The 12,427-nt window shown below is 48.2% G+C and carries 11 protein-coding genes; 1 reads left to right on the top strand and 10 read right to left on the bottom strand.

Going from position 1 to position 12,427, the window contains the following annotated elements:
• Positions 1–803, bottom strand: an 803-nt coding sequence (locus Q8O92_03880; protein ID MDP2982451.1) for a hypothetical protein, incomplete at its 3' end; no start/stop codon positions are given.
• 353 nt (positions 804–1,156) lie between these two features.
• On the opposite strand from Q8O92_03880, the gene Q8O92_03875 reads away from it, so the two are divergent.
• Positions 1,157–1,942 (top strand): DNA-processing protein DprA, encoded by a 786-nt coding sequence (locus tag Q8O92_03875; GenBank protein MDP2982450.1) that lies wholly within the window; start codon positions 1,157–1,159, stop codon positions 1,940–1,942.
• 33 nt (positions 1,943–1,975) lie between these two features.
• Here the strand turns inward: Q8O92_03875 and Q8O92_03870 are convergent, their stop codons facing one another.
• The 9 genes from Q8O92_03870 to Q8O92_03830 all read right to left on the bottom strand — a co-directional run bounded on the left by Q8O92_03870 (position 1,976) and on the right by Q8O92_03830 (position 11,920).
• Positions 1,976–2,155, bottom strand: a complete 180-nt coding sequence (locus Q8O92_03870) for a hypothetical protein (protein ID MDP2982449.1) — start codon at positions 2,153–2,155, stop codon at positions 1,976–1,978.
• Position 2,156: 1 nt separating this feature from the next.
• The gene (locus Q8O92_03865; protein MDP2982448.1) at positions 2,157–3,656 is read right to left on the bottom strand and encodes a sodium:solute symporter family protein; all 1,500 of its coding nucleotides are present in this window, start codon (positions 3,654–3,656) and stop codon (positions 2,157–2,159) included.
• 632 nt (positions 3,657–4,288) lie between these two features.
• Positions 4,289–5,128, bottom strand: a complete 840-nt coding sequence (gene accD / locus Q8O92_03860) for an acetyl-CoA carboxylase, carboxyltransferase subunit beta (GenBank protein ID MDP2982447.1) — start codon at positions 5,126–5,128, stop codon at positions 4,289–4,291.
• Positions 5,129–5,572: 444 nt separating this feature from the next.
• Positions 5,573–6,667 carry a hypothetical protein gene (locus Q8O92_03855; GenBank protein MDP2982446.1) on the bottom strand — a complete coding sequence of 365 codons (1,095 nt, stop codon included), beginning with the start codon at positions 6,665–6,667 and terminating at the stop codon, positions 5,573–5,575.
• Positions 6,668–6,964: 297 nt separating this feature from the next.
• Positions 6,965–7,729 (bottom strand): thioredoxin family protein, encoded by a 765-nt coding sequence (locus Q8O92_03850; protein ID MDP2982445.1) that lies wholly within the window; start codon positions 7,727–7,729, stop codon positions 6,965–6,967.
• Positions 7,730–8,099: 370 nt separating this feature from the next.
• The gene (locus Q8O92_03845) at positions 8,100–9,689 is read right to left on the bottom strand and encodes a S8 family serine peptidase (protein ID MDP2982444.1); all 1,590 of its coding nucleotides are present in this window, start codon (positions 9,687–9,689) and stop codon (positions 8,100–8,102) included.
• A 46-nt stretch (positions 9,690–9,735) separates the two neighbouring features.
• Positions 9,736–10,167 (bottom strand): hypothetical protein, encoded by a 432-nt coding sequence (locus tag Q8O92_03840; GenBank protein MDP2982443.1) that lies wholly within the window; start codon positions 10,165–10,167, stop codon positions 9,736–9,738.
• Between the two features lie 626 nt (positions 10,168–10,793).
• Positions 10,794–11,264, bottom strand: coding sequence for a cyclic nucleotide-binding domain-containing protein (locus tag Q8O92_03835; GenBank protein ID MDP2982442.1), 471 nt, complete (start codon positions 11,262–11,264; stop codon positions 10,794–10,796).
• A 113-nt stretch (positions 11,265–11,377) separates the two neighbouring features.
• Positions 11,378–11,920 (bottom strand): hypothetical protein, encoded by a 543-nt coding sequence (locus Q8O92_03830; protein ID MDP2982441.1) that lies wholly within the window; start codon positions 11,918–11,920, stop codon positions 11,378–11,380.
• Positions 11,921–12,427: the final 507 nt, after the last annotated feature.

The raw sequence follows: 12,427 nt of genomic DNA, 5'->3' as shown, positions 1-12,427 counted from the left end.
GAAAGCAGCTCCCCCCGCTGGGTTCCGGCGTCGTCCGAGGCCACACCCCAGGCGAAACAGTAGTCACCCGCCGCTTCATTGTACTGGCTCAAGCAGGCAATGACCGAATCCACATATCTCCCCATCATTTCATTGGCGGTTTCCTTTTCCACCATAAGCATGCAGAGCCACTCATCGAGCGATCCCTGGGTAATGTTGTCCGAAAGGAGGGCGGAAAGCCCGAAAAGAGAGATGCTCGCTCCCCAGCCCAGGATGGCCTTGTCGGTCTCTTCATAGAGAAAGCGGCCATGCGCGGCGAGCAGGTCCAGCTCCTCATCCGGAATGGTATTACGGGGCCGGAATTTTTTCGGATCGATTTTCCGGTGAGACATAGTGGGGCGAATGAAATCGAAATAGAAGCCGTCTTTGGGCATGAGGGCGTAAGGCTCCCCGGTGGCGTTACGGAGCACCCAGCTTCCGTCGGGTTCACTGGTAATATTCGTCCGGGGCGGGAAATACACGGTAAGCCCGCTGAAAAGACGTTTCTTAACACCCTCGTGGGCATCCTGCCCTGCCCAGGAAGCTGTAGCCGCCTCGAGCGGAACAACATCGGCATGGAGACACTCCAACACCTCCATTTCTATCTCGGCGAGTATTTGCATGGAATCGTGGATTTTGGTAAGGGTGGCGATACCCATCCTTTTTTTCAGCTTGTCATAGACTTCTGCATGGATGCCGGAAGCTCTTAGAGCACCCAGATCAATGGGCACCCGGTCGGGTTTTTCAAAATTGACTGCTTTACGTATCCGTTCACGGGAATTCATGGGCGACTCCATGTTTACTGTTGGTATTGCTCCGTCGAATAAATATTGATACCAATATTTGGAATAGATGCCGAAACAAGTTCGGCATGACGTCATCCGATGTCACTCTTTAATCACCGGAGCAATAACACGATTTTTCCAAATATAGGATACAAACAGAAAGAAATCAAATGTAGTGAGAAGATAGAGACAAATTTTTTCATGAATAATCCGGATTAAAAAAGTATTTCGGAAAAAAATTTATGCAGTATAATAAAATTCACTTGACATATGTACTGTTCTATGGTATTGTATATGCAAGGAGGATGCTGGTATCATGGCTAATAGAAGAACATAGGGAGAGATAAAGAATTATGTGTGCTAAAGGGCCGGAGTATGATTATACGAACCGGTATATCCATGACGGCAACAGGTATAGTCGCCGTCCTTTCCTGAAAATGCGCCGGTATGGAACCTATTATCGGGATGATGAGATGAACGGTTCGGAGGCTGCTCATCTCCTGGAACTCAGAGCGGATGAGGCCGGTTTCCCGAAAAAAATAATTCCTCTTCTCGGAAACGGAGCGCCTGAAACGCTCACCTGTTATGGTGATTATTCTCTCCTGGAGAGCAGAACCATAATGATATGCGGAGCACGGAATGCTTCTCAGGCAGGAACCGACTTAGCCTACAAATGCGGGAGGGTGATTGCTGAGTGTGGATTCACCGTGTTGTCCGGTTATGCCCGGGGAGTTGATATGGCGGCTCACAGCGGCGCTCTGGAGGCGGGAGGAAAAACCATCGCAGTTCTGCCGTACGGTCTCTCGCGGTTTCGTGTACACAAAGATATACAGGATTCCTACAATCCGAACTCGTTCCTGGTCATGAGCGAGCTTCCTATCTGGCAGGTGTTTACCACCCATGCGGCATTCCGGAGAAATAAGCTCATGGTAGCCCTGGCGGACGCGGTTATCGTTGTGGAACCCGGAGAAACAGGAGGGACATGGTACTCGGCGGAAAGAGCCTGGAAAATGGGCAAGGGGCTTTACTTCCTCGAAGGCGCCCGTCCGGAGATAATCCCGCGCCTGGAATTGCTTGGCGGGAGACGCATAGCTGTGGTGAACGGCGTTCCGGATTTGAAGGAAGTAATGGAAGGTTAAAAAAAAGACATTGATGAAGCGGGTATCTCTGTTTCAGGCTATGTCTTTCCCCTTTGTGCCCTGGCGCAATGTTTTTCCCTTTTCCGTTGTGATAATATCCAAAATATCAATGAATCCCCGGTAGACAGCCCAGAGGGCTGTGCCCCAGAACATCACAGCGGCGACGAGAAAAATACCCATCCAGATATAGGTTGGGGTCATAACGGTTTCCATATCAGCGCTCCTTTGTGAGTAATGGGGTGATGTCCCTGGGCGGATAACGCTTCTGGGTCAGGAGCGATCCGGCCACCATGCCTGCCGCGCCGAGAGCGAACGAAGCAAATCCGGAAAAATTTGAATTTGTCAGCCAGGCCAGCGACGGAGGCAGCGTCGATTTCATTCCGGAAAGCACGAGGAAAGCTATCGGGGCAATCGCGCCGGTTACGAGCGAGGCATAGGCGCCGATATTGTTGGCTTTCCGCCAGTAAAGGCCGAAGCCGATGGCGGAGAGGGCGCCGGCGGTGTAGATGTTTCCGGTGATGTAAATGTACTTTAGGGCGATGTCCGGCATGGTGTAGAGAAGACCGAACAGTACAAGATAAATGCCGATGAGAGCCACCCAGACCCGGGTGATGTTCATGACCACTTTCTCGGAGAGACGGCCGCCTAAGAGGAGGGCGATGACATCGCGGGTGATGACCGATGCCCAGGCCAGCAGGTAGGAGGAGTAGGTAGACATGGACGCCGCGAGCATTCCGGCGATGAGGATGCCGAGCACACCGGTGGGCAGGATCGCGCCAAGCATCCGCGGCATAGCCGCCATGGAATTTTCACCGGTCAGCCCAGGATAGAGTGTGAGTGCGATGACACCCCAGAACATTGGAATCATGGCCCGTCCCGCGAATGTGAGGCTGGAGATGGTGAATATCCGTTTGCCGGTCTTTGGGCTTTCCGCAGAAAGCGCCCGGGCAACACCCGGCGCCCAGAGCGAGGCGGCGGCGAAATTAGAGAGAAGCATCCAGAAAACGAAGGTCCATCCCAGGTTGTCGTTGGTGAAAGGATTGAACCCGGCGGAGCCCAGGCTCTGGGTAACCGCATGCGCGACCTGGTGCAGAGAAACCGCCTTGAACGCGAAGATGGTGGCGAGGAACATGCCGAAGGTCATCACCGCGAACTGCATGTAATCGGTAAACACTACACTGAGCATGCCGCCGAACATGGTGTAGAGTCCCACCACCACGAGCATGATAATCATGATGATCGCCACCGCCGAGTCGCCGAACCCCATGGCATGGCTCAAAAATACACCGTCCAGCTTGAGAAACACACCCATATTCAAAGTGCCGCCCAGGAACAGGAGTAATCCCCCGAGGATACGCACGGTGCGACTGTATCGGATTTCATAAAACTCCGGGATGGTCATGACCCGTAGCTGCCGCAGTCCCTCGATGATGAACCCGGTGCGGCCCACCAGCAGGTAGGCGGTGAGCAGGATAATCCCCATCACCATGGCTGCGAACCCGTTCTGGTAGCCGTTCTGGCCCATATACATAATTGTGACAGTGCCGAGTTCGGTAGCAATGAGGGTTGAGGTGCCGAGCCCGATCCTTAGACGCCTGCCGGCAACCAGATATCCTGCAAGATCGGAAACGAATCTTTTAGCGTAAAGACCAACTGATACTGTGGCGCCCAGATATCCAATGATAATCAGCCAATCAACCCAGGTAAAATTCATCAATCCTCCGCAGAAAATAACTGAAAGTGTTGTTCATATCATTGAAAGTAAACCAAATATGAGGATTCAAACAGGGTTTTGCAACAGAATTTCATACAATGTTGCACGGGTAGTTTTTTATATATGTTTTGCAACATTCCACATTGCTTTGATCCTTTATAACACCAAGGTTTATTTTGCTTCTTGCTAAAAATGATCGAGCGATTTATTTTCCCATCATAGGAGGAGGAAGGCTTCAAAGGAGGAATTATCATGTTAAGAGACCATTCTGAATTTATCCACTGTGCTCATTGCGGTGAAAAAATTCCGAAACCATGGAAAAACTGCCACGTTTTCTGCCCGGAATAATGTAATTCCGTTGAACGGAGATAGATAATTGTGTGCGCATAATGTACATTATGTAAACTTATCTCCTTATTCTTATTTTTACGAGTATCAGAGTGCAAGCATTACATAATGTGAATGACCAGCAGGTTCCTACATTCCTTATTCATTGTAAAAACACGGTATCTGTGTAAAAACACTGTATCTGTCCTGGAGGCAGTTTCAGGATGGGTTCGATTAACAGTGTAGATGAAGTACCGGTTAATACGGCGGCATGTTCATCGGGTTCCGTATCGTCAGAAGGCAGGTTAATCCATGAAAAGCGAAAGTATTTTTGAAATCTCGTCTTTCAGATTTTGGCGGGATACGATACGATCGCAGTAGCCATGCTCGAAAACAAAATCGGTCTTCTGAAATCCTTCGGGCAGTTCGCATTTCAAGGCTGCTTTGATAATCCGTGGACCGGCGAAACCAATAAAGGCTTTCGGTTCGGCCAGATGAACATCTCCCAGCATGGCGAATGATGCAGTCACTCCGCCTGAGGTGGGATTAGTCATAACCACAATATAGGGCAGCTTCGCCTTGGCAAGAAGTCCCACAGCAGCCGAAGTTTTTGCCATCTGCATGAGTGCGGTGGTGCTTTCCTGCATGCGGGCGCCGCCGGACTGGGTTATCATAATCACTGGAAGTTTTTTATCAATAGCATCGTTCATCACACGAATGATCTTCTCCCCCACCACGGAACCGAGGCTGCCGCCTATGAACCGGAAATCCATAATCCCTGCTGCCGCCGGTTTACCGTAAATCTTGCCGATGCCGGTTTTGATGGCGGAATTCTCCCCCGTTTCGCTGCGGGCGGCGCTGATCCGAGCCGAATATTTTTTGGTATCGACGAACTTGAGAAAATCCACATCCCGCATGGTGCGGTTGGTTTCGACAAACGAATTTTTATCGAAAATCAGGTTGATATAATCGTTGGGCGTTATCCTGAAATGATACTCGCACTTATCGCAAATCCAAAGGTTCTGGATTACCCGCTCCTTGAGCAGGATGGCGCCGCACTCTTCACATTTCATCCATATTCCGCCGGGAACATCTTTCTCATCGCCGATGCGGAAATTCCTTTTCATGGTATCAAACCAGGACATGGATATCTCCTATAAAAAAACTAATAATAATGTGCAGCAAATAGATCCCGAAACAAGTTCAGGATGACATGGTATCAGAGTTCTGTAAAAGTTTAAGTAATATAATCAAGAGTTAAAGAAAGAGATAGATGCACATAAGAAAGTTTAGGTTTCCAAATGATAAACCGTTAAAAAAGCCAAGCCAGTGTTCACATTAACTTTTGGAGTTCATGATAGTATCGTTTCACGGAGTGAATGTAAGCTGAATCTTCCAGCCAGGATTTTCGTGCTTCACGGGGTCGCCGGATGTGCGAAGAAAAATACATTTCGCTTTTCCTATTTGCAAGCGCTATCCGTTTTCCTCCCTGGTGTTATCCTTGTATATCTGCGTAACTATCTTGCCTGCATTCCATTACGTAAGTATTTATTGCATTAGAAAAATCGGTCAAGCGGTGGTGAGACTCTCTACTTTTTCTTCAGATCAAGAGTTGTCAGGAGAGGATTCAGTATTGTGGCATAGCGGCTGTAGAGATCGGCATTCATTTTCCGAACCTCGATCATTCTCGTCAATGTTTCAAATGTCTCCCTGGCTTCAGATGTATTCGGGCGGTTGGCAGCGCTTGTTTCCATTCTTTTGGAATCTTTGGCATCGCCTCGGGCGAAGAAAAGAGCGGTTTTAAAATTCAGATACTCTGTTATTGGGATGCCGCAACGTTCCAGGAGAGAGAGAAGGTCTAGAGAGGCGGCTCTCAACAAATCGCTGTCCACACCTAAAATACCGCCGCACTCAATCTCGATCAGCGGCCCGGAAGAAAGTGTGGTACACCCGTGGAAAAGAATAATGTTGGCTTCGTAGAGACCGAAGGTGAGCGAACTGTCCGGAGCAGTGAACGACCATGCCAGAGGGCCGGTCAGGCCATTATCAATGAACTTTTTGTCTCGATAAAATAATCGGGCGGTATCCAGAATGGAGTTCACCTTGCGGTGATCGGGTATGACATCGATTTTTCCTTCGGCGGTCATTTCCTGAAGTGCTTTGACATCATTATGGATAACCGCATTCCCAAAAGCTGAAGCTTCAATCCCGAAAGTGAAAAGCGCAGTAGGAACTCCATTCCAAACGCTTTCAATCCGTGAGGCAACCGGATCATACGAAACACCAACAGGAACAGCCAGGTATCGGGAGTAATCGGTAATCCATTCCAGGGGATTGAGTTCCCCTGTTTTGATTTCCTCTACTGCTGTCTGAACTGAATCGAGCGCCGCGATAATCGCATCCCTCTGGTCGGCATCCTGAGGAGGGCTTTTTCTCTTTTCTGCCGCAATTTCTCTTGCTTCCGCTTTCAAAGCCGGAAGCATCCTCACCAGTCCGGCTTCGGTGATAGGTTCTATAAACAGGTTATCCGTGGGTTGTGCTCCAGTGGATGAAAAGAAGAGAATAATGTAAACTAAGAGAATAATGGAGCCGCGGATGAAGCGGATGAAGTTGATATAGAGAGAAATTCTGAACCATGATTCGCATGATTCCAAGATTGACAGGATTTTTTTAGATTGGTTCATAGGGTAATTCTCTTTTACAATGGATCAGGATTCTTCTTATGGGATATAGCTTGTTTTCTATCTTTGTGAAACCTTTGAAAGACTGTTTCTCGCAAAGTTCGCAAAGAAAAAAACTTGTTTTAATTATTTTTATTGTATTCTCTCGAAATATGTTAAAATTATTCAGATACCATAAATTATCCGTGATGCATTCGAATTTCCAGCCTTTTCCATCCTTTATTGAGTACAGACGCAGCGAAGTGCGTCTCTACTTTGCGTTGATGCGGAGAATGAAAGGATAGTGAAACATGAAGAAATTCACCGCTTCACTTCTTTCAGATACTGTTCAAACGGGAGGTACCACTTGTACACTCCGTCCCGCATGTAGTCGAGCAGGGAGCCGAACGCGTCCGCATTCCAATACCCGGAAACTCTCTGGACGGGCTCACCTTCTCTGTCAAAGAAGACAAACGTGGGAAGACTGTCAGCGTTAAACCATCTCATCAAACTGTGATGGCTCAGTAATTCGGTGGCAAACAGCTTATTATTTTCCTTATGGATACTGTACCATCTCATCAACCCGCGGTGACTCTGCAGCCAACTGTTCGATAATTCAACCTCTCTCCCCTTATTGATGTTTATCAGGATACATCTCCAGTTCTCATTCAGGCGATCGCAGACGGCCGGATTGGAAAGGGTTTCCCGTTCCATACGGTCGCATAGGCTGCAGTTGTCTCCTGTAAACATCACCATGATCGGCCCGACAAGCTCTCGGGCGTAATAAAAAGATTTCAGTCCGCGTGAAATGCCGGGTAATTCCAGCCAATTCACCTTTCCCGCTGTGCCTGAGGGCGCTCCCTGTTCTTTAGCGGCAGCCTCAACAGCCACCATGGCGTCGTCAATTTTGTAGACGATTGGTAATGGATTCTCAAGACGCCAGTTGCATACAAACCAGTAAAATATGAATAACGAGAGAATCGCTACCGCGTTTCCTATGCCCGCGGCGAACAGGATAATATCCTGTTCCCAGAACTCATCGGACTTAGAGATTCCGCCCCTTCGTTTAAAGAGTCTCCGGATCATCTTGCTGTCCTTTTATTAAAATTTTGCATTCTAGTATATGATGATCCGGCAAAAAAGAATTCCGAAAATATTCATCAAGACAAAAGAACACTATATAATATCTTTTTATTGGAGGTAACTCACCCCTTGATCCCCTCTCTTAATAAGAGAGGGGTACGACTAAAGCGTTGGTTATTTTGTTGATAATACATAGTTTAAGAAGCAGATGGTTCTCCCCCTCTATTTTCAAGAGAGGGGGTCAGGGGGTGAGTTCTTTCAATAGCGTAGAATAAACAATAAATCACATAATATTGTCTTATCGTTCTGAAAATAACATTCCCTGTTACTTTTTGCCGCATCATCAGTATATGGGGTAAGAAAAAAGGAGCGTTCACTTCACCATCACTACTCTTCCGGCCTCCACCTGGTTACCCGCCGCGGCCCGGACAAAATAAACTCCGGAAGCGCAGCCCTCCCCGTCCCAGAGAACCTCGTGACGGCCGGGCGTGGCAGGCTGGTTCCAAACGGTGGCGACCAGTCTTCCGACTATATCGAAGATATTGATCCTGACCTTCTCCGGAGAGTCCAGACTGAAAGGAATGACCACTGCGGCATTGAACGGATTCGGGTACGGGTTCATGAGCCGGAAAGATACCGGCTTCCCATAATCGCCGGACTGGTCTATAGCGACTCCGGTCGGGGAATAATCAATCGCTTTAAGGGCATCAGGCAGTCCCCAGCCGTAGATGTTGTCCGGGCCGGGGTCTCCCAGGTCGCGGGCTGAGGCTTTGAGCGCTGCCATTACCTGGGCGGGAGTCCATGAAGGGTGCGTCTCGAGAATGAGCGCGCAGAGACCGGAGATCAGGGGAGTTGCCAGAGAAGTGCCGGAGGTCATCATGTAAAATCCGGTGGTTCCGAGGGTGGGGACATACACCCCCTGACCCGGAGCGACAACATCCGGCTTGATACGGCCATCAGCAGTGGGACCTCGTGAAGAGAACGCCGCGATAACCGGATCTCCTGCCTTCACAACATTTACCGCTCCAATTGCTATCACATGCTCTGCATCGCCAGGGGTGGTGATGATTCCCCAGGAAGTTGTACCTTCGTTTCCGGCCGCGTTCACCATCACGATTCCCCGTGAAGCGGCGATTTCCGCGCCGCGAGCCACGATGGATGTGTGGCCGTTCATGTCCTGTCTTCTGTAGTTGTCGGCGGGGTTGTCGAATTCATTGTAAACCAGGGAAGAAGAGATGAGCTTTGCTCCCAGGCTGTCACACCATTCCACCCCAGCCACCCATCGATCCTCATCGGTATGGGTTTCCGTCGAGACATCATCGGTCACAGCCAGGAGAAACGAAGCGTTGAATGCCGGACCGTAGTACTCACCATCAAGCATCCCCCCCAGACAGGCCAGAACAAAGCTTCCGTGATAATCTCCGGAAACATCTTCTCCCCCGCGAACGAAATTGCGGGTGTGGACTATTCGCACATTTTTGAGGCATCCGGTCTCCTTGATTTTGTCGAATCCGGTATCGAGTATTCCGACCTCCACCCCTTTTCCGGTGTAGCCCCGTGTATGAACCGCCGGGATATTAAGCATTTTGAGTTCATCATACATTACACCGTATCGGCTGATGCTGTCTGCCAAAGTGCCGGTAGGTTTAGCACGGAAGGATTTCTCAGTAGCAGCAGGCTCCGGAACTCGGATAAGCGACCTCACCGGATACACTTTCCGAATTCCGGGAATTTTTTCCAGCTCTATCGGACTTCCCTCATACTCCACCGAGACCGCATTGAAATACCGGGACACAGTGCGTATCGGAGCGCCTGTTTCAGTTACCCGCTCAATCAGGGCAGCCGAAACCGTATCTCCGGGCTTGCGCCCCGGCTCATCGGTGAAAAACACCCACCAGGGAGAGGCCTCTGCCTGGGCAATGAATGCGATGGAAAAAAAGAGGATGGAAAAAAAATGTTTCATAACATCTTTCGCTTTTCAGAGATATAGCATTTCATCTTCTCGAAGCCTATTTGGTTCTCATATCTACTTTTTTTTCTGCTTCCAGTATGCGAAAACCGAACCGTTCTTTCACATTGTCTCCCTCCAGATATTCCCCATCCTTCCCCACTTGTGCCAGCACTGATTCAGGCTGATTTCGGGGAGAAAAGAGGGCATCCGCCACAATTGGACCGCGGGCAAACTTCGGGGTTTTCGGCTGATAAAGATTGGCAGTGAAAGCGCCGCCAGAAACCGTGGCCCGGATACTGATCCCGCTGTCTTCTCTGGTGTCCGTACGGTTGGCGATGTCCAAACCCACACTCAAAATGGAATTGTCCGGCAGGTCGGAAACTCCGGTGATTTTTATCTGGCCGTTCTCAAAAGTGACTGTGGTGATTTCCAACTTGGAAAACCGCTTTTGCTCGCTCTTCTGTGCAGGAATAGCCGGAGCCGTATTCACTTTTGGTTCCACTGGTTTCCGAAGTGGAGATATCGGGGGAAAAAACAGGAATATTACTCCAACAGTCATCCCCAGGGCAAGGAATACCCAGACGCGTGATTTTTTCTTTTTCAAATTCTTCCAGTAGTGTCCGGTTAAAATAAAATATGGGCAATGTCCTTAATCTGTATATATTTAGCCCGAATTATGCATGTAAAAGGGATTTTAGGCTCTGTGAGCGTTAAAACTACAGCCCCCTAAATCCCCCAAAGGGGGACTTAAAAGACTGCAAGACAAGGCTTAATTGGTTTTTTAAAAGTTACGCTTTCGCATTTTCATCTTTACCACGAAAAGTCCCCCTCTGGGGGATTTAGGGGGCTGCCTTCCCAAATTAATAATAAGTATTTGTTTAAAAAAGAGTTAAGAAAATGTCATATCAAGTTTGTGAATAATTCGGGTTAGGTAGCCAAATACCATTAATCGATACAGAACAGGGGGATTGCCCATGATTAGAAATACGATATTTCCCGTGACACTTTTTATTCGTTGTTAGAAAAGTGTCGCGAGCTGTCTCCCCGTTATGGTTTCAGATTTAAGAATATACTTTTAATCGATCATGCATACATCGACTATAACTGAGGGTATATTTATTCCCGGGGTTTCAAAGCTTTTCCCAGTTCTGTTTTGAGAAGTTCGATAAGTTTGTTGGCGCGGGCAAGTTTTGTGCCCAGGCTTTTTACTAAATTATTCGAGACTTTTTTATAAACATCCGGATATTCTTCGCCGAGTTTTTCCAGGTGATGCATATTCATAACCAACACCCAACTGTCCTCTCGGGAGAGCGCGATTGCGGTTCTCTTGATGTCCGGAACCAGAGCAAGTTCCCCGAAAATCTCTCCGGTGGAAATTCGATACAACGGCACCCCGTTGAGTGATATAATTTCAACACTTCCATCGATCAGGACATAAATATCGCGGGAGACATCTGTCTCACCGGCTATGATATCATTTTTATTGAAATGAACCTTGTTGGTGATCTTGGCGACTTCCTGCATTTCCATGGCATTAAGACCTTTAAACATATCGAGTCTATCAAGGCCCCAGGCGGATTTAGCCATTGAATCATTCTCCCGGTGGGTAATCCTGGTTTATTCATCAATCCAGAGTAAAGGTATATAATAAGGGCGCGAAAAATTTCGCGCCCTTAAAAAACCTGTCTATGGTCAATTGTTTAAAAGTACCAGTTAAACGATACGCCTTCAACGATACTGACCTTATCCCCGAAGGTGCCGAACACGGTGCTCCCGGAGTCTTTTACCGTCTTGCCAGCGCCATCCAGGTTGTCCCCGTTGATCTGAATCTGCACACCGAACTTTGTGGAAACGCTCAGGTTGCTCAACAGGAAGATTTCCGGCTCGCCGCCGACCATAACGGCAAAATTGGTCTTGGTGTCAGCATCTTTTATCTCTGGTTTTTTCATCATAATCACAACCCCGGCAAAACAGTTGAGATTGACTTTGTCGGCTTTCCACATGCATTTGAACACGTTGGCGCCAAGGTTGAGATCCATTCCCGAGCCTGCTCCACTTGCTTTTGGAGTTTCAAAGTTCAGGCCGACAATTCCCTGCACGCCTATTCCCGATGACGTTATCATCCGAGCGCTGATGCCATTGAGAACGGCGTCATACCCCACCGCCATGTTGGTCGGGGTATCGGCAAACACTGCTGTTGAGACAAAGAGTGACGCTACTGCAATGAGCAGGATCTTTTTCATGGTGTACCTTCCTTTGGATTCATGGAACTTTGTACATTGCCAAACGATGGGATCAGCGAATCATCCCGTCATTCCCTTCGCGATCAAATACCAAGCCAGAAAATTTTCCTCCTCCTTTCCCCTTGAACGTGATAGTTTGACCTTCGCGCTGAAGGCCCGGAGATTCGAAAATCCCATGTTCATTATTGACTATCTAAAAAACAAATGAAAAGGGATAATTGCTTAAAAGAAAGTGATTTTTCATAAATATACACTATCTTGGAAAAAAATCAAGAACGATATTGATAAGTAGGGATATAATTTTAATAGTTACTTCATCCGATTAATGAATACCTAAGCGTAAGCTATTAATAATCGATGAGCTAATTGCAAAAGTCGAGATTGTTGGAAGCAGCCCCCTTCAATCCACCCCGCACGTACTTCGTACGAGCGGGGACCCCGTGTCCTTTGGACATCCTTCCCCCGGAGGGGGCAGGACACGGCTTCATCGTGCCTGCGAAGCAGCAA

Origin of the sequence: Candidatus Latescibacter sp., from assembly GCA_030692375.1 — a bacterium.
Lineage (GTDB): Bacteria > Latescibacterota > Latescibacteria > Latescibacterales > Latescibacteraceae > JAUYCD01.
The sequence above is the reverse complement of the archived record's forward strand: the minus strand, read 5'-3'. Positions and strand labels throughout refer to the sequence as shown.